The sequence below is a fragment of the Clavibacter rahimiani genome (assembly GCF_052654495.1).
In genome coordinates, this window is the sequence record NZ_CP199790.1 from 97,070 (window position 1) to 114,940 (window position 17,871).

16 protein-coding genes are annotated in these 17,871 nt (G+C 72.6%); 14 read left to right on the forward strand and 2 right to left on the reverse strand.

Features of this window, described 5'->3' with window-relative positions; all coding sequences use genetic code 11:
- The first annotated feature begins 4 nt into the window (after positions 1 to 4).
- The 6 genes from ACT7CP_RS00480 (at position 5) to ACT7CP_RS00505 (ending at position 7,078) form a co-directional block, all read left to right on the forward strand.
- Positions 5 to 367 carry a hypothetical protein gene (locus tag ACT7CP_RS00480; protein ID WP_413961931.1) on the forward strand — a complete coding sequence of 121 codons (363 nt, stop codon included), beginning with the start codon at positions 5 to 7 and terminating at the stop codon, positions 365 to 367.
- A gap of 113 nt (positions 368 to 480) precedes the next feature.
- On the forward strand, positions 481 to 1,764 hold the full coding sequence (locus tag ACT7CP_RS00485) for a MalY/PatB family protein (protein ID WP_445442924.1): 1,284 nt from the start codon (positions 481 to 483) through the stop codon (positions 1,762 to 1,764).
- Positions 1,761 to 2,948 (forward strand): cobalamin-independent methionine synthase II family protein, encoded by a 1,188-nt coding sequence (locus tag ACT7CP_RS00490; protein ID WP_445442925.1) that lies wholly within the window; start codon positions 1,761 to 1,763, stop codon positions 2,946 to 2,948. The genes ACT7CP_RS00485 and ACT7CP_RS00490 overlap by 4 nt, the downstream gene beginning before the upstream one ends.
- Positions 2,945 to 4,351 carry an O-acetylhomoserine aminocarboxypropyltransferase/cysteine synthase family protein gene (locus ACT7CP_RS00495; RefSeq protein ID WP_445442926.1) on the forward strand — a complete coding sequence of 469 codons (1,407 nt, stop codon included), beginning with the start codon at positions 2,945 to 2,947 and terminating at the stop codon, positions 4,349 to 4,351. Before ACT7CP_RS00490 ends, ACT7CP_RS00495 begins: the two co-directional genes overlap by 4 nt.
- Before the next feature lie 2 nt (positions 4,352 to 4,353).
- A complete protein-coding gene (locus ACT7CP_RS00500; protein ID WP_445442927.1) occupies positions 4,354 to 5,661 on the forward strand; it encodes an LLM class flavin-dependent oxidoreductase in 1,308 nt (435 codons plus the stop codon).
- 130 nt (positions 5,662 to 5,791) lie between these two features.
- Positions 5,792 to 7,078 (forward strand): Fic family protein, encoded by a 1,287-nt coding sequence (locus ACT7CP_RS00505; protein ID WP_445442928.1) that lies wholly within the window; start codon positions 5,792 to 5,794, stop codon positions 7,076 to 7,078.
- 34 nt (positions 7,079 to 7,112) lie between these two features.
- Here ACT7CP_RS00505 and ACT7CP_RS00510 read toward each other — a convergent pair whose 3' ends face one another.
- Positions 7,113 to 7,700: a TetR family transcriptional regulator gene (locus tag ACT7CP_RS00510; protein ID WP_413961937.1), complete on the reverse strand. Its 588-nt coding sequence runs from the start codon at positions 7,698 to 7,700 to the stop codon at positions 7,113 to 7,115.
- 187 nt (positions 7,701 to 7,887) lie between these two features.
- Between ACT7CP_RS00510 and ACT7CP_RS00515 the strand changes: the two genes are divergently transcribed.
- Complete coding sequence (locus ACT7CP_RS00515; protein WP_445442929.1) at positions 7,888 to 9,429, forward strand: DHA2 family efflux MFS transporter permease subunit; 1,542 nt, start codon at positions 7,888 to 7,890, stop codon at positions 9,427 to 9,429.
- A gap of 47 nt (positions 9,430 to 9,476) precedes the next feature.
- On the opposite strand, the gene ACT7CP_RS00520 is transcribed toward ACT7CP_RS00515, so the two are convergent.
- The gene (locus ACT7CP_RS00520) at positions 9,477 to 10,079 is read right to left on the reverse strand and encodes a TetR/AcrR family transcriptional regulator (RefSeq protein WP_445442930.1); all 603 of its coding nucleotides are present in this window, start codon (positions 10,077 to 10,079) and stop codon (positions 9,477 to 9,479) included.
- Positions 10,080 to 10,335: 256 nt separating this feature from the next.
- Between ACT7CP_RS00520 and ACT7CP_RS00525 the strand changes: the two genes are divergently transcribed.
- From ACT7CP_RS00525 to ACT7CP_RS00555, 7 genes are all read left to right on the forward strand, one after another.
- Positions 10,336 to 11,409 (forward strand): Gfo/Idh/MocA family protein, encoded by a 1,074-nt coding sequence (locus tag ACT7CP_RS00525; protein WP_445442931.1) that lies wholly within the window; start codon positions 10,336 to 10,338, stop codon positions 11,407 to 11,409.
- Positions 11,406 to 12,218, forward strand: a complete 813-nt coding sequence (locus ACT7CP_RS00530) for a hypothetical protein (protein WP_445442932.1) — start codon at positions 11,406 to 11,408, stop codon at positions 12,216 to 12,218. Before ACT7CP_RS00525 ends, ACT7CP_RS00530 begins: the two co-directional genes overlap by 4 nt.
- 59 nt (positions 12,219 to 12,277) lie before the next feature.
- Positions 12,278 to 13,606 carry an ABC transporter substrate-binding protein gene (locus ACT7CP_RS00535; protein WP_445442933.1) on the forward strand — a complete coding sequence of 443 codons (1,329 nt, stop codon included), beginning with the start codon at positions 12,278 to 12,280 and terminating at the stop codon, positions 13,604 to 13,606.
- A 42-nt stretch (positions 13,607 to 13,648) separates the two neighbouring features.
- A complete protein-coding gene (locus ACT7CP_RS00540) occupies positions 13,649 to 14,635 on the forward strand; it encodes a carbohydrate ABC transporter permease (RefSeq protein ID WP_445442934.1) in 987 nt (328 codons plus the stop codon).
- Positions 14,632 to 15,513, forward strand: coding sequence for a carbohydrate ABC transporter permease (locus ACT7CP_RS00545; RefSeq protein ID WP_191147843.1), 882 nt, complete (start codon positions 14,632 to 14,634; stop codon positions 15,511 to 15,513). Before ACT7CP_RS00540 ends, ACT7CP_RS00545 begins: the two co-directional genes overlap by 4 nt.
- A 268-nt stretch (positions 15,514 to 15,781) precedes the next feature.
- Positions 15,782 to 16,774: a putative oxygenase MesX gene (locus ACT7CP_RS00550; protein ID WP_445444001.1), complete on the forward strand. Its 993-nt coding sequence runs from the start codon at positions 15,782 to 15,784 to the stop codon at positions 16,772 to 16,774.
- Positions 16,771 to 17,829 (forward strand): methionine synthase, encoded by a 1,059-nt coding sequence (locus ACT7CP_RS00555; protein WP_445442935.1) that lies wholly within the window; start codon positions 16,771 to 16,773, stop codon positions 17,827 to 17,829. Before ACT7CP_RS00550 ends, ACT7CP_RS00555 begins: the two co-directional genes overlap by 4 nt.
- The last annotated feature ends 42 nt before the right edge of the window (positions 17,830 to 17,871 follow it).

Consider the following 17,871-nt stretch of genomic DNA (forward strand, 5'->3'; position numbering starts at 1 on the left):
GGGCATGACCAAGCCCATCACCCCCCGCGTCCACGGCCTCATCGACTACGGCTTCGCCGCCGCCAACCTGCTCGTCCCGCGCCTCCTCGGGCTCAGCCCGCGCGCTCGCGGCCTCTTCACGGCCTTCGGCCTCATCCAGGGCGGCCTCAACGCCGTCACGGTGCAGCCCGTCGCGGCGGCGGAGATCGTGCCGTTCTCCGTGCACGGCGCGATCGAGAGGAACAGCGGCGTGGCCTACCTCGCCGCGCCGATCGCCGTGGGCGTGCTGCGCGAGCCCCGCGCGCGGACGTGGTGGATCCTCGGCGGCATCGCGCTCGTCACCGTCTACGCCCTCACCGACTGGGACGCGAAGAGCACCGGGCGCTGACGGTCGATCCGCCGCCGTCCCGCCGCCAGGTCGGCTCCCGGGCGACCCGCGCCCGTGTCCTCGTGTGACGCGCGCGCTCGCCACGGCGGGGCCCGGCCCGGCATCGTGTCGTCATGGTGAAGGTCACGACGGCGCCGATCGAGCAGATCCGCACCCAGCGCACGAGCATCAAGTGGACGCGGTTCCCCGCGGACGTGCTGCCCCTGTTCGTGGCCGAGATGGACTACGCCATCGCCGAGCCCGTCGTCGAGGAGCTGGTGCGGCGGGTCCGCGCCTCCGACGTCGGCTACCTCGACGGACCCGGGCCGCTCGCGCCCGCGTTCGCCCGCTTCGCCCGCGAGCGCTGGGGCTGGATCGTCGACGAGAGCCGCGTGCGCATCGCCACCGACGTGAGCGTCGGCATCGTCGAGACGCTGCGCCTCGCGGTGCCGCGCGGCGGCCGCGTCGTCGTGACGCCGCCCGTGTACCCGCCGTTCTTCGAGCTCGTCGAGGAGGCGGGCGCCCGGGTCGAGGAGGTGCCGCTCCTCGTCGACGCGGGCCGGGCGTCGCTCGACCTCGCCGGCCTCGAGCGCGCGTTCGCCTCCGGGGTCGACGCGTTCCTCCTCTGCAACCCGCACAACCCGATGGGGCTCGTGCACGACGCCCGGATCCTCGCCGAGGTCGCCCGGCTGGCCGCGCGCCACGACGTGCTCGTGATCAGCGACGAGGTGCACGCGCCCCTCACCCTCCCCGGCGCCCGCTTCACGCCGTTCGCGCCGCTGGCCGAGTCGCTCGGCGCCAGCTCGATCTGCGTCACCTCCGCGAGCAAGGGCTGGAACCTCGCCGGGGCCAAGTGCTCCGTGGTCGTCGCAGGGGACGCGCGCACCCACGACCTGCTCGACGGGTTCGTGGAGGAGGTCGCCTGCCGCACGAGCATCCTCGGGCTGCACGCGAACGTCGTCGCGTTCTCCTGTACCGACTGGCTCGACGATGCCATCGCCCGAATCGTCGCGAACGACGCGCTCCTCGCGTCCCTGCTCGCCGAGCACCTGCCCGGCGTCGTCCACCACCGACCGCAGGCGGGCTACCTCGCCTGGCTCGACCTCCGTCCGCTCGGCCTCGGCGCCGACCCGACGGCCGTGATCCTCGACCGCGCCCGCGTCGCCCTCAACGCCGGCCACTGCTACGGATCCGGCGGCGCCGGCCATGCCCGCCTCAACCTCGCCTGCGACCCCGACGTGCTCCGGGAGGCCGTGCGGCGCATCGCGGCGCTCGACGGAGCGGGATCCGGATCCGGATCCGCGCCCGCCTCCGTCGCGCCACCCGCCGCCCCGCCGCCCATCCCCCACGCGGCGGCCCCCGTCGCCGCCCCCGCCCTCCGCGTCCGCCCCGCCATCCACCGAGGAGTCCCCGCATGACCGACCGCATCCTGACCACGCACGCCGGCAGCCTCCCGCGCACGCCCGAGCTGACCCGCCTGCTCGTCGCCCGCGACCAGCGACGGCCGTTCGACGCGGACGAGCTGGCGGCCGTCACCGCCTCCTCCGTCGCCGACACCGTGCGCCGGCAGCTCGAGACGGGCCTCGACATCGTCAACGACGGCGAGGTGCCGCGCGTCGGCTTCTCGACGTACGTGCGGGAGCGGATCGACGGGTTCGGCGGCGCCGGTCACCGGAAGCCCACGCTCGACTCGCTCAAGTTCCCCGAGTACGCGGCGTTCCAGGCGAGGCAGATCGTGGAGGGCGCCGACGTCGCGCGCGTCTGGGATCCGCCGGTCGCGCAGGGCCTCCTGGCGTACGACCCCACGCTGGCCGGGATCACGGAGGACCTCGACGGCTTCGCGCGCGAGCTCGCCGTGCAGGCGGACCGCGGCCTCGCGCCCGCGGGCACCTTCTTCTCCGCGGCGACCCCGGGCATCGTCTCGACGACCCTGCTGCTCGACGCCGCGAACCCGCACTACGGCGACGACCGCGCGTACGTCTTCGCGCTCGCCGACGAGCTGAAGACCGAGTACGACGCCATCGTCGCGCGTGGGCACGTCCTGCAGCTCGACGCCCCCGATCTCGCGATGGAGCGGGTGATCCAGTTCGGCGACGCCACGCTCGACGAGTTCCTCGCCGCGGTCGACCTGCACGTCGACGCGCTCAACCACGCGATCCGCGACATCCCGCGCGACAGGGTGCGCCTCCACGTCTGCTGGGGCAACTGGCAGGGCCCGCACCAGGACGACGTGCCCGTCGACGTGCTCCTCCCGCACCTGTACCGGGCGCGCGTCGGCGCGTTCAGCATCCCGCTCGGCAACCCCGCGCACCAGCACGAGGCCCCCGCGTTCCGCGACCACCCCCTGCCGGAGGGCGCCGTCCTGATCCCGGGGGTGGTGGACGTGACCACCAACTACCTGGAGCACCCGCAGGTGATCGCGAAGCGGATCCTCGAGGTCGTCGACGCCGTCGGCGACCCCACCCGGGTGATCGCCGGCACCGACTGCGGCCTCTCCACCTTCGCGAGCTACGAGTTCGTCGCGCAGGACGTGGCCTGGGCGAAGCTCGGCGCGCTCGTCGAGGGCGCGGCCATCGCGTCGACCCGGGCGTTCGGCGCATGAGCGTCGTCGAGGGGGCCCGGCTCGCGGATGCGCCGGTCGTGCCCGACGCACCGGTAGCGCCCGACGCACCGGTCGCCGCGGGCTTCGCCACGCGCCAGATCCACGCGGGCGCCGCGCTCGACGCGGACCACGGCGCCCGCGTCCCGCCGGTGCACCTCACCGCCGGCTTCGTCTTCGGCAGCTTCGCGGAGGCCCGCGACCGGTTCACGGGCGTCGACGAGGGCTACCTGTACACGCGGAACGGCAACCCGACCACCGACGAGGTGGAGAGGCGCCTCGCGGAGCTCGAGGGCGGCACCGAGGCGGTCCTCGTCGCGAGCGGCCAGGCCGCCACGACCACCGCGCTGCTGTCGATCCTGCAGGCCGGCGACCGGATCCTCTCCTCGAGCAGCATCTACGAGGGCAACCGCGGCCTCTTCCGCCAGAACCTCGGCCGCCTGGGCATCGGGGTCGACTTCGTGGACGACCACCGCGACCTCGACGAGTGGGCCCGCCGCATCGGCCCCGACACGCGCGTGCTGTTCGGCGAGCCGATCCCGAACCCCAAGAACGACCTGCTCGACCTCGCCGGCATCGCGGAGGTCGCGCACGCGCACGGCCTGCCGTTCGTGGTCGACGACACCCTCGCGACCCCGTACCTGCTCCGCCCGATCGAGCACGGCGCCGACGTCGTCGTGCACTCCACGAGCAAGTTCCTCGCGGGCCACGGCTCCGTGCTCGGCGGCGTGGTGGTCGACGGCGGCACCTTCGACTGGGCCGCGCGGCCGGATCTCTTCCCGCACCTGAACCAGCCGGAGCGATCGTTCGGCGGCGCCAGCTGGGCCGAGCGCTTCGGCCGCGGGGCCCTCATCGCGTACGCCCGCGAGGTCGTCGCGTCCCGCTTCGGCCCGACGCCGGCGCCGTTCAGCTCGTTCCTCCTGCGGCAGGGGATCGAGACCCTGTCGCTGCGGGTCGAGCGGCACTCGTCGAACGCGCTCGCCGTCGCGCGCTTCCTGGAGGCGCGGCCGGAGGTGTCGTCGGTGGACTACGCGGGCCTCCCCTCGAGCCCGTCGCACGACCTGGCGCGGAGGTACCTGCCCGACGGGCAGGGGTCCGTGTTCTCGTTCACGCTCGCGGGCGGGGAGCCGGCGGCGGAGGCGTTCATCGACGCGGTGCGCCTCTTCAGCCACATGACGCACCTCGGCGACGTGCGCTCGCTGGTGCTGCACCCCGCGTCCACCACGCACGCGGGCCGGACCCCGGAGGAGCGCGACGCGGCGGGGATCTGGCCGGGGCTCCTGCGCGTCTCCATCGGCATCGAGGACATCGCCGACATCCTCCGCGACCTCGAGCGCGGGCTGACCGCCGTGCGGGACCTGGCGGCGACGCGCGACCGCGACGCCCGGCCCGCGACGGAGAGCTGACGGTGGCCCGCCGCCAGCACCTCGGCTGGTTCCTCTCGCGCGGCTTCGGGCCGCAGGGCTGGGGCCACCCGTACCGCGAGTGGAACCACGACTGGACCCGCCCGGGCCTCTACCAGCAGTCCGCCCGCGAGCTCGAGCAGGCGGGCTTCGAGCTGATCGTGATGGAGGACGCCGTCTCCCTCGGCTCGCCCGAGACGCTCGACCTCCGGGTGCGCGGCGCGTACGGCGGACCCAAGCACGACCCGCTGCTGCTCGCGCCGTGGCTGTTCGCGGCGACCGAGCGGATCGGGCTGGTGCCCACCGTGAACGCCGGGATCACGCCGCCGTACCTCGCCGCCCGGCAGGCGCAGACGCTGCAGCACCTGAGCGCCGGCCGGTTCGGCATCAACCTCGTCACCGACGTCGGCAGCGCCCGCCACGTGGGCCTCGACCCGCTCTCGCACGACGGCGCGTACGACCGCGCGGACGAGTGGATGGAGGTGGTCCGCCGCCTCTGGCACAGCTGGGACGGCGGCGCGCTCGTCGAGGATCCCGCCTCCGGGCGCTTCGCCGACGGCGCGCTGCTCGACGCGTTCCAGCACCGCGGGGAGCACTTCTCCGTCGACGGCCCGCTCAACGCCGTGCCGTCCGCGCACGGCGACCCGGTGATCGTCTCGCCCGGCGGATCCCCGCGCGGCCTGTCCTTCGCGGGCACGCAGTCCGACGTGCAGCTCGGCCTCGCGCCGCTCGAGCCCGGGAAGCTGCTCGCGTACCGGGCGAAGGTCCTCGACGCGGCGGCGCGGCACGGCCGCGGGCCGGACGGCATCCGGATCCTCTTCGTCGTGAAGCCCGAGATCGTGCCGAGCGAGGAGGAGGCGCGACGGGTCGTCGACGCCTCGCGCCACCCCTCCGACGACGTGCTCCGGGCGATCGCGCTCGGCTGGTCGAGCGACCTGGAGACCGACCTCACGGGCCTCGACCTCGACCGGCCCGTCGACCGCGGCGTCTTCGGCGAGCACGTCTCGCACGGCACCATCGCGGGGCTCTACGGCGGCACCGAGGACGCGCCGCTCCGGGAGCTGCTCACCCGGAAGGCGCGGAAGGGCCTCGTCGCCGAGCGGGCCGGCTTCGTCGGCACGGCGGAGGCGTTCGCCGACTTCGTCGAGGAGCTCGGCGACGACGCCGACAACGACGGCCTGCTGCTCTCCGGCGACCTCCACCCCGTGACGCTGCACCGGATGCTCGACGACCTCGTGCCCGTGCTCCGCCGCCGCGGGATCCTCCGCGACGAGCTGGCCGCGGGAGGGCTGCGCGCGAACCTGTTCGACTGAGGGAGGGGACAGGCGCACGTCGCGGCGCACATGATTAACTCCAACGCCGCTAAAGTTAATGTCGCCGGTGGTGTCGGTCCCGCTGCCGGCGACGACGATCCCGGCGCGAGGCCGAGGGAGGGAGCCGCGCGTGGCGTACGTCGAGCTCGCCTGGGATCCCCAGGACTCCGCCCACCTCAGCCGTCGCGATCGCACGCCCGGCACCTACCGCGCGTTCGTGCCCGACGAGCTCTCGGCCGACCTCCCGGAGCTCGGGCGTCAGGCGGAGGCGGCCGCGACCGACGCCCTCGCCGTGCTCGCGCGCGCGGACGAGCGGATCGGCCGACGAGCCGGCTACCTGAACCACCTGCTCATCCGGTCGGAGAGCATCTCCTCCTCGTGGATCGAGGGCAACCGCGTCACGCCGAAGCGCCTCGCGATCGCCGAGCTCCTGCGGCAGGGCACGCGCGTCGCCCTCGACGTGATCGCGAACGTGCGCGCCACGGAGGACGCGATCGACGCGCTGGCGGATCGAGAGCACCGGATCACCGTCGCGGACCTCGAGGCGCTCCAGCACGTCATCGAGCCCTCGCTGGACGAGGGCATCCGGACGGAGCAGAACCGGGTCGGGGGATCCGGGTGGTCCCCGATCCGCGCGGACTCCGTGCCCCCGCCGGAGGGTGAGGTCCGCCGGCTCCTCGAGGACCTGGCGCGCTTCTGCACCGCCACGGACGGGAACCCGGTCGTCCGGGCGGCCATCGCGCATGCGCAGTTCGAGACCATCCACCCCTTCATCGACGGGAACGGCCGCACGGGTCGCGCCCTCATCCACACGGTCCTGCGCCGAGGTGACGCGGTGCGTGACATCCTGATCCCCATCTCGACGGTCCTCGCCGCGGACGCGGATGCCTACATCGCGGGGCTCACGGCGTTCCGCGCGGGCCGGGTCGACGAGTGGGTGCGCGCCTTCGCGGAGGCCGCAGAGCTGGCCGCCGGCACCGCGGTGCGGCTGGCGGAGGACGTCGCACGGCTCGACGAGGAGAGCGTGGAGCGTCTCGTGGAGCATCGGCGGCAGGAGGGCCGGGCTCCCGCGCGACCTCGCGCGGACGCGGTCGTCCTGCGCATCCTCGATCGACTGGCGACCGATCCGGTCCTCACGGAGGACAGCGCCGCGCGCACCCACGGAGTGTCGCGGGTGGCCGCGCACCGGGCGCTCACCCAGCTCGCGGATGCAGGCGTCCTCGCGCGGAACAAGGACCAGAAGGGGCGCCTGGTCTGCTGGACGGCGGATCGCCATCTCGCGCTCGTGGCCCTCAGCGAGCGCAGCAACAGGATCGGGGGCGGGGACACGGCCGCGAGGCGGCCTCGGCAGGGGCCGCCAGCTCCCGACTCCTCCGTGGTCGGGCGCCTCCGGGGTCCGGGGTCGGCAGCGGTCTGACGGTCGTCTACGGCGGAAGCCCCTCTCCCGGCGATCAGGCTGCGCAGGTCCCCGCGATGTCCCGGAGCCGGCGCCGCACGGCCGCGAAGGACGCGACGAGGGTCGCGTCGAGGCCCGCCGTCCGCGCATCCGCCCACTCGTCGAAGGCCGCGCGCACCGCGACGCCCGCGAGCTCGGTGACGAGCCGCGCCTCCTGCGCCGTGATGCGGCCGCCGAACGCCTCGGTGATCCGCTCGGCCAGCTCCCACGAGCGCGTCGCGTCGAGGGAGACGGCGGTCGCGCGCAGCTGCGGCTCGTCGGCCATGAGGCACCGCACGCGCAGCTGCTGGTGCGCGACGGCGGCGAGGTCGCCGTCGAGGGAGGCGAGCACCCGCTCGTAGACGGCCTCGAGCTGGGGGAGCGGGGCGGATCCGCGGTCGACCTCGGCGAGCCAGGCGTCGAGCGGCGCGTCGAACACCGGGTGGAGCGTGAGGACCGACTCCTCCTTGCTCGGGAAGTACCGGAAGCACGTGCGGTCGGAGACGCCCGCGGCCTGCGCGATGTCGTGGATCGTGGTGGCCGCCATGCCGCGCTGCTCGAAGAGGGAGAGCGCGGCCTCGGTGATCTCGGTGGTGGTGGCCATGCGCCGTCGCTCGCGGAGCCCCGCGCCGGCGATCCCGCTCGCTTCGTCCACCCGTCACCTGCCGTCCGTCCGGCGTCTGCCGTCGACGCCGATTGTGTCATAGACTGCCAGAAGGTCCGAATCTGACATCGGCCCCTCCCAGCCCCGCAGCGTCGCGCGTGCCCGCCATCCACTCCCCGGAGAACCCATGACCACGCCGCCCTCCGCCGACACCGCGCGCGACGACCGCCGCCCGGCCGACGCGACCCTGCCGACCACCGCCCACGCCGCCGCCGACCGCGGCGTGGCCCCCGAGGACGAGCGCCTGCCGCAGGGCGCCGGCCTCGTCATCGGCCTGCTGGTCGTCGCCGCCTTCGTCGTGATCCTCAACGAGACGATCATGAGCGTCGCGCTCCCGAGCCTCATGGCCGACCTCGACATCACCACGGCCACCGCGCAGTGGCTCACCACCGGCTTCATGCTGACGATGGCGGTCGTGATCCCCGCGACCGGCTTCATCCTGCAGCGCTTCTCGACGCGCCAGGTCTTCGGCGCCGCCATGACGCTGTTCTCGGCCGGCACGCTCATCGCGGCCGTCTCTCCCGGCTTCGGCGTGCTCCTCATCGGCCGCGTCGTGCAGGCCAGCGGCACGGCGATCATGCTGCCGCTGCTGTTCACGACCGTGCTCAACCTGGTGCCCGCCGCCCGTCGCGGCCGGCTCATGGGCATCATCTCCATCGTCATCGCGGTCGCCCCGGCGATCGGCCCGACGGTGTCCGGCCTCATCCTCAGCTCGCTGTCGTGGCGCTGGATGTTCTGGATCGTCCTGCCCATCGCGCTCGTCGCGCTGGGGCTCGGCCTCTGGAAGATCACGAACCTCACCACCCCGCGGAAGCTCCCGTTCGACATCCTCTCCGTCGTGCTCTCCACGCTCGCCTTCGGCGGCCTGATCTACGGCCTCAGCAGCCTGGGCGAGTCGGCCGAGGGCGCCGCGCCCCTGCCGCTCTGGGTCCCGATCACCGTCGGCGCGCTCGCGCTCGCCGCGTTCATCGCCCGCCAGGTCTCGCTGCAGCGCGAGGACCGGGCGCTCATGGACCTCCGCACGTTCCGCAGCCGCCCGTTCACGGTCTCGATCATCATGGTCGCGATCATGATGATGGCGCTGTTCGGCAGCCTCATCGTCCTGCCGCTCTACCTGCAGAACGTGCTGGAGCTCGGCACGCTGGAGACCGGCCTGCTGCTGCTCCCCGGCGGCGCGCTCATGGCCGTCATGTCGCCGTACGTCGGCCGCCTCTTCGACCGCGTCGGGCCGCGCCCGCTCGTGATCCCCGGCGCGATCATCGTCTCCATCGCCCTCTGGGGCATGACCGCGATGCTGCACGAGGGCACGTCCATCGGCTGGGTCATCGCCGTGCACCTCGTGCTGAACGCGGGGCTCGCGCTCATGTTCACGCCGCTGTTCACCTCGGCCCTCGGATCCCTGCCGCCGCGTCTCTACTCGCACGGCAGCGCCACCGTCTCGACGATGCAGCAGCTCGCGGGCGCGGTCGGCACGGCCCTGTTCGTCACGGTGCTCACCACGACGACGGTCGGCGGCCTCGAGGACGGCCTGTCCGAGGTCTCCGCGACCGCGGCCGGCGTGCAGGCGGCCTTCATGATCGGCGGCTTCATCTCGCTCGCCGCGATCGTGGCGTCGTTCTTCGTCCGTCGCCCGACGGAGCCGCTGCCGGAGGGCGTGGTCGCGCACTAGCGCGTCCGGCCGGCGCATCCGCCCGGCCCGGCTGGGCCCGGCTCCGCTCAGTCCCAGGACGCCGAGCCGGGCGGGACCGCCGCCTGCGTCCCCCCGCGCCAGCGCGCGATCGACTGCTCCACGTACTCGCCGACGAGCGCGGGCAGGTCGAGGCTCGGGTTGTGGATCCACTGGATCTCGAGCCCGTCGAGGATCGCGAGGAAGCAGGCGGCCTCGTAGTCGAGGGTCGCGTCGTCCAGTGGCGGCACCTGGCCGAGGTCCACGGACTCGGCGATCCGGCGGCGGATCTGCGCGATCGTCCGCGCGTAGCGGCCGCGCATGTAGACGTGCGCGGGATGGGTCGCGTCGCTGGTCTCGGTCGCGAACGTCAGGTACAGCTCGAGGAATCCGCGGTGCTCCACGTGGTACCGCATGAGGTCCACGAACGCGCGGAGCGCCGGGAGGCCCGGGGCGGCGTCGGCCACGAACGGCTGCTGGCGGTCCCACTGGCGGAGGACCTCGGTGAGCAGCTCCTCCTTGCGGAAGTAGCGGAGGACGGCCGCGGGGGAGACGCCCACCTCGTCGGCGATCTCCTTGATGGTGGCCGCGCCGTAGCCCCGGACGCCGAACACGCGCACGGCCGCGTCGACGATCTCGGCCCGCCGACGCACGCCGGTGGAGTACGGGCCGCGGACCGACGAACCCGTCCCGGACCCCGATTCCGTGGCCGCGCTCTCATCCGCATCAGCGCGCGGAAACCTTTCCTCCGGCACCGCGGGCCCACCGCGCTCCGGGACCGCGCTTCTCGACTCGGTCACGATCTCGATGCTCCCTCTTGTGCCTCCATGTGCCCGGACGTACAGTGACTCAACCGTAAACGGTGCGTCAGCATTCGTCGTGCGGTCATCAGCTAGGGACGAGGGCGTCGTGGGCGAAGAGGTGTTCGGTGTGGGCCTGATCGGGGCCGGACCGGTAGGGCAGGCGATCCACCTGCCGACGTTGGCGCGCATGCCCGACCGCTTCCGGGTCGTCCACGTGATGGACGTCGACGCGGCCGTCGCCGAGCGGGTCGCTGCCCGGGCCGGAGCCCGGCACTCGACCGACGCCGACGCGCTCATCGCGGATCCCGAGGTCGCCGTCGTCGTCATCGGCAGCCCGAACCGCTTCCACGCCGAGCAGGTCATCGCCGCGTGCCGGGCGGGCAAGCGCGCCGTCCTCTGCGAGAAGCCGCTCGCCGTCTCCGCCGAGGAGGGCCGGGCCATCGCCCGCGCCTCCGCCGAGCACGGCGTGCCCGTCGTCGTCGGCACCATGCACGCGTTCGACCCCGCCTGGATCGCCGCGGTCGAGGCGTGGGAGGCCACCGGCAGCGCGCCGCACACCGTCCGGATCTCGGCCGTCATCCCGCCGAACCCCGACTCCGAGGACTCCGCCACCGAGATCGTCGGCCGACCGGCTCCCCGCGCGGCGGGCGAGCCCGACGCCGAGGCCCGCGTGGCCGCGGTCAGCGGCGGCGTGCTCGGCCTCGCGATCCACGACCTCCCGCTCGCCCGCCGGCTCCTGCCCGACGCGCCGCCTCGGGTCCTCAGCGCGCGCGCCCTCCGGCCGTGGGGCTACGAGATCGTCGCGATGGTCGGCGAGAGCGTGCTCGAGGTGCACGGCATCGGCGGCGCGTCGTGGGATCCCGAGTGGACGCTCGACGCCGTCGCCCGCGACCGCTCGCTCCACCTCGACTTCTCCCTCTCCTACGTGCACGCCGGATCCAGCACCGCCGCCCTCACGGACGCCCGCAGCACCACGGGCTGGGGCCCGTTCCCCGACAACGGCTACATCCGCGAGTGGGAGCACGTGCACGACGTGATCACGGGCGCCGCGGAGCCGGTGCCGATGGACGTGCTCCTCGCCGACCTCGACCTCGCGATCGACATCGCCGAGCAGGCCTCGGCGCTCATCCGGGCGGACGCCGGCGCCGCCCGCTCCTCCCGGACGGAGGTCGCGGCATGACCGCCCTCACCCTCCTCATCGATTCCGCCGCGTCGCCGGCGCACGCGGGCACGGCGGCCGCGACGCTCGCCTCGCTGCCCGAGTCCTTCCGCCGCACGGACGACGCGGGCGACGTGGTCGTGGTCGCGGGCACCGCAGGCTGGGCCGGCCGCGCGCTCGCCGCCGCCCGTGCCGGAGCCCGCGCCCTGCTCGTGCTCGCCCCCGGCTCCGCGGACGACGAGGAGCTCGCCGAGCTCGCCGCGACCGGCACGCCCGTGGTGCTCGACGTGCCGTGGCGGCACGACGAGGCCGTGCGCCGGGTGGCCCCGCGGATCCACCGCCTCGCCGCCCCGGGCGCCCTGCTCGAGGCGCGCGCGACCCTCGCCGACGGGGACGACCTCGAGGGCGCGGCCCGCGCCCTCGCGCTCACCGCGCAGGCGCTGCTCGGCTCGCCCCTCACCGCGCTCGCGCCGCTCGCCCGGACCGCGGACCACCTGATGCTCTCCGGCTCCTCCGCCTCCGGCGTGCACGTGGTCGTCAGCGCGGTGGTCACGGCCCACGCCCACGCGTGCGCGACCTTCCGCCTCGTCGTCGGCGACCGCGCCGCGCACGTCGCCCTCCCCGCGCCGGACACGGCCGCGCCCGGCCGCGCGAGCGTCACCGACGCTGCCGGCCGCGAGGACCTCCCCGTCGTCTTCGAGTCGGGCCATCGCACCGCGATGCGCCTCGCCCGCGACGCCGCCCACGGCCGATGCGTCCCCGACGACGTCGCCGACCTCCGCTCCCTCCTCGCCGCCGCGCCCGCGCTGGCCGGCGAGCGGCCGAGCTGACCCACGATCCCTTCCCCTCCACCACACATCAGGCACCACAACATGCAACGGAGCACGAAATGCCACAGCAGTCATCCAGCGCCTTCGGCAACGGACTCACCCGTCGATCCCTCCTGAGCGCGGGCGTCGGCGCCGCCGCGGTCGGCCTCCTCGCCGCCTGCAGCGGCGGCGGCGGGGGAGGCGCGGGCGGAGGCGCCGGCGCACCCCTCAAGTTCTGGAACATGCCCTGGGGCGCGCCCGCCTTCCTCACCGAGGACAAGGCGATCTCCGCGGCCTACAAGCCGGCGAGCGGCATGGGCAAGGTCAGCTACCAGCAGGTCCAGTGGGCCAACTTCACGCAGACCTTCTCGACCGCCGTCGCGGCGAACAACGGTCCGGCCGTGAGCTCCGGAGGCGGGACGACGGCGTTCCTCTTCGAGTCGCAGGGCAAGATCGCGTACGCGGACGACCTCATCGAGTCGTGGAAGTCGAACGGCATCTACGACGACTTCCTCCCGGGACTCGTCGACACCCTGAAGACGGCCAACGGCTACGCGGCCGTCCCGTACAACCTCGACATGCGCATGTACTGGTACCGCAAGGACCTGCTCGAGAAGGCCGGCGTCGAGGCGCCCACCGACTGGGACACGTACGAGGCCGCGTGCGCCGGGCTCAAGAAGATCGGCGTCTACGGCTACGGCACGCGCTCGGGTGCGGGCGCCTTCACCGGCTTCCACCAGATCGTCGCCCACATGATCAACAACGGCGGCGGCCTGTTCGACCCCGACCAGAACCCCGACGTGGTCACCGACAAGAACATCGAGGCCGTCGAGTGGGTCCTCGGCATGGTGAAGAACGGCTACGTGGACCCCCGCAGCGCCACCTACACCTCCGACAACGCGTACCAGCAGATGGACGCCGGCACGTTCGGCATGCTCTGGGACGGCGCGGGCGCCACGGCGAACGTGAGCCCGGAGACCGCGGCGAACATGGTGGTCGGCGACCCGCTGGTGGGCCCCGGCGGCGAGAAGGGCGCGCTCTACTTCCCGAACAACATCATGATGTACAAGTCGACGCCCAGCCAGGAGAACAGCGAGGCGTTCCTCACGTACTACTACCAGAACATGAAGTCGCTCTGGACGAAGCAGACCGGCATCGGCCTGCCGCCGCTGAAGTCCATCGCCGAGGAGGCGTACGCGGACGACGCGAACACCACGAAGATCCTCAACGACTGGCAGCCGATCTCGAAGACGTGGGGCGCCCCCGGCTCCAACACGGTCTTCCAGAACGTCACCAAGGTCGACGGCACACAGCCGACGATCTCGTTCGCGCAGGCCGTCCTCGGCGGCACCGTCACCGCGCGCGAGTCCCTCGAGAAGCTCCAGAAGGAGCTCGAGGCCGGCGCGTGATGCGCGACCACCGGGAGGTCATGACATGGACGGGGTGAGCTGATGGCGGTCGACACGCGCGTCACCGACAAGATCGGGATGGCACGCCGCGGCGTGGGCGTCGCCGGCTCCGGTCGGCGGCCCACGGAGCCGCGCAAGCGCTCCGGCAAGACGCCGCTCGGACGTGCGGGCGCGACGCTGGCGCTGTTCGCGCTGCCGTCGCTGATCCTGCTCGTGCTGCTCAACGTCTACCCGGTCGTCTACTCCTTCCTGCAGTCGCTGCAGCAGGGGACGCCGTCGACGCTGCCGTGGGAGACGCCGTTCGTCGGGCTCCAGAACTACACCGACGTGCTCATGTCGGAGCAGTTCCGCAACGCGACGACGTTCACGATCGTGTTCACGGTCGTGGGCGTCTTCGGCTCGTGGCTCGTGGGCCTCGCCCTCGCGCTGCTGCTGCGCACCCGGATCCCCGCCAACGGGCTCTTCAAGGTGCTGCTGCTGCTGCCGTGGATCGTCCCGGTGGTCGTCTCGTCGACGTCGTGGAACTGGCTGGTGGCGACGCCGCAGAGCCCGGTGCCGATCATCCTGGAGACGCTCGGGTTCCCCGACGCGAACTTCCTGGGCGACCCCGTGCTCGCGCAGGTCGTGGTCTGCGTGTTCAAGGTCTGGATCAGCTTCCCGTTCATGCTGATGATGATGTCCTCGGCGCTCGCGTCGGTGGACACCAACGTCTACGAGGCGGCGAAGATGGACGGCGCGAGCGCCTGGCAGGCGTTCCGCGGCGTCACCCTCCCGATCATCTCGAGGACCACCTACATCAGCTGGGTGCTGATGACGATCTTCTGCGTCAACGACTTCCCGACGATCTTCCTGCTCACGCAGGGCGGTCCCGTGAACGCGACGACGTCCCTGATCGTGCTGGCGTACCAGCAGGCGTTCCAGAACCTGCAGACCGGCCCGGCGACCGCGGTGGCCTTCATGATGACGGCCGTGCTGGTCATCGTGTCGACCCTGCTGTACCGGCAGATCAAGAAGGCGGACATCGAATGAGCCAGCCACTCGCGGCCGTCGGCGCCACCTCGGCGACCGTCGGCGACATCAAGCGCACGTCGGCGAAGGAGCGGGAGCAGAAGGGCCAGTGGTGGCGCTTCCTGTTCATCGCGATCATCACGCTGATCGTGATCACGCCCATCCTCGCGGTGCTGTTCCTCTCCACCCAGCCGGGGCAGAACTCGACGGCCACCGGCTTCACGCTGGAGAACTTCCAGCGCGTGCTCGGCGGCACCGACGTGATGATCTGGCTCGGCAACAGCCTGCTCGTCGCGCTGGTGACGGTCGTGGTCTCGGTCGTCATCGCCGCTCCCGCCGGGTACGTGCTCAGCCGCTCGCGGTCGCGGCTCGTCTCCGGGTACTCGCTCGTGCTGTTCGTGGTGCAGGCCCTGCCAGTGGTGACGGCGGCGATCCCGCTGTTCATCACGTTCTCGGCGATGGGCCTCATCAACACGCTGCAGGGCGTGGCGATCATCTACATCGGCTCGACCATGTCGGTCGCGATCTGGATGATGGCGGCCTACATCGACTCCATCCCCATCACCCTCGAGGAGGCGGCGTGGATGGACGGTGCGAGCGTGTTCAGCGGCTTCATCCACGTGGTGATGCGCAACTCCCTGCCGGGCATCCTCTCGACCGCGATCTTCTCGTTCCTGCTGGCCTGGAACGACTACCTGATCGCGCTCCTGTTCCTGCAGGACTTCACGAAGTACACCCTCCCCATCGGCCTCAACACGTTCTTCCAGCAGAACGCGGCGGACTGGGGCTCGGTGATGGCGGTCGCGGTCATCATGATGCTGCCGCCCGTGCTGATCTTCGCCTTCCTGAACAAGTACTTCAGCGTCGGCGGGATCGGCGGGTCGCTCGCCGGGAGGTGAGCCGACTGGCCGCAGCGCGGCCGGGACGTGGGTGAGGCCGCGTCCTGCACGAGAGCCCGTCCTCGGGATCCATCCGGATCGCGGGGGCGGGCTCTCGTCGTGCGCGGTGCCCGCGGCGGTCACACTCCGTCACGTACCGGCGTGCACCCGCCCCGACCTGACAGGCTCCCGAGCACCTCGACAGGAGCACCCCGTGACGATCACCGCACCAGCCGCCGCCGCCGCCGCGGGCCCGCCCTGCCCTGCCCCTCCCACGGAATGGCCGCTCATGACGGACGAGTTCACGTTCAGCATCACCATCACCCCCTTCGACGAGGACTACTCGCCGGCGGAGAGCTCCCGGGTCACCACCAACTTCGCCAACCTGGCCCGGGGCGAGCGCCGCCGGGAGAACCTCCGCGACGTCCTGGCGCTGATCGACGAGCGGTTCAACGGCCTGGCGCACCACGAGAACCCGGATCGCGACCGCTACGCCGTGGGGCTCGACATCGTCTCCGTGGGGCTGCGCTTCACGGCCGACCGCGACGAGCGGGAGTTCCCCCTGCTGGAGATCCTGAAGACCCGGATCCTCGACCGCCGGACCGGGCGATGTCACCCGGGGATCCTCGGGAACAACCTCTCGTCCTACATCCGCGACCACGACTTCAGCGTGCTGCTGCCGGCGCACGCCGCATCGCAGCCCGGATCCGCCGTCCCCGACGACTTCGGGGTCCTGCACGGGATGCTCTTCCGGCACTTCCGCGACTCCGCCCTCTACGCGGAGCACTCGGCGACGCCGCCCGTCATCTGCATCAGCGTGTCGACGAGCAGGACGTACCGGCGGACCGGCGTCCAGCACCCGGTCCTCGGCGTCGAGTACCAGCAGGACGCGTCCTCGCTGACCGACCGGTACTTCGCCCGGATGGGGCTGCGGGCCCGCTTCTTCATGCCGCCCGGCAGCGCGGCGCCCCTCGCGTTCTACTCCAGCGGCGACCTGCTCGGCGACTTCTCGGACCTGCAGCTCATCAGCACCATCAGCACGATGGAGACGTTCCAGAGGATCTACCGGCCCGAGATCTACTGCGCGCGCTCGGTCGCCGCGGACGTCTACCGACCGGATCTCACGGCCGAGGACCACACGCGGCCCACCATCACATACGACCGCGAGGAGCGCGGCCGGCTCGCGGTCGAGCAGGGGAGGTACGCGGAGGAGCACCTGATGGAGCCGCACGGGGAGCAGCTGCGGCGCTGGGCCGCCGAGCGCGCGGGGGCGACCCGATGACCGGCCGCGGATCCCGGGCGACGCCCCGTCTCCTCCCCACCTCGACCGTCGGGAGCCTGCCGAAGCCCTCGTGGCTCGCGCAGCCGGAGACCCTGTGGTCCCCGTGGAAGCTGGACGGCGACGCCCTGGTCGAGGGCAAGCAGGACGCCCTGCGGGCCGCCGTCCACGAGCAGCACCACCGGGGCATGGACATCGTCAGCGACGGGGAGCAGACCCGCCAGCACTTCGTCACGACGTTCATCGAGCACCTCTCCGGCGTCGACTTCGAGCGACGGGAGACCGTGCGCATCCGCGACCGGTACGACGCGAGCGTGCCGACCGTCGTCGGGGCCGTGGGCCTCGAGGAGCCGGTGTTCGCCGCCGATGCCCGGTTCCTGCGCGAGCAGACCGACCGGCCGATCAAGTGGGCGCTGCCGGGCCCGATGACGATGATCGACACCCTCTCCGACCGCCACTACGGGAGCCGGGAGGAGCTGGCGTGGGAGTTCGCGACCATCCTCAACCAGGAGGCCAAGGCCCTCGAGGCCGCGGGGGTCGACATCGTCCAGTTCGACGAGCCCGCCTTCAACGTCTTCTTCGACGAGGTGAAGGACTGGGGCGTGGCCGCCCTGGAGAGGGCGGCGGAGGGGCTCCGCGTGGAGACCGCCGTGCACATCTGCTACGGCTACGGGATCAAGGCGAACACCGACTGGAAGGCGACGCTCGGATCGGAGTGGCGGCAGTACGAGGAGTCGCTCCCGCTCCTGCAGCGGTCCACGCTCGACATCATCTCGCTGGAGTGCCACCACTCGCACGTGCCGATGGAGCTGATCGAGCTCGTCCGCGGGAAGAAGGTCATGCTCGGGGCCATCGACGTGGCGAGCGGGGAGATCGAGACCCCGGAGGAGGTCGCCGACACCCTGCGACGCGCCCTCGAGTTCGTCGACGCCGACCTGCTCCTCCCGAGCACCAACTGCGGGATGGCGCCGTTGGCCCGCCCCCTCGCGCTGGGGAAGCTGAGCGCGCTGAGCGCCGGAGCGGCCATGGTCCGCGAGGAGCTCGGGGTCATAGGCTGAGCGGCGCGTCACGCACGCCGCGGTGCGTGTCGCCGAACCCAG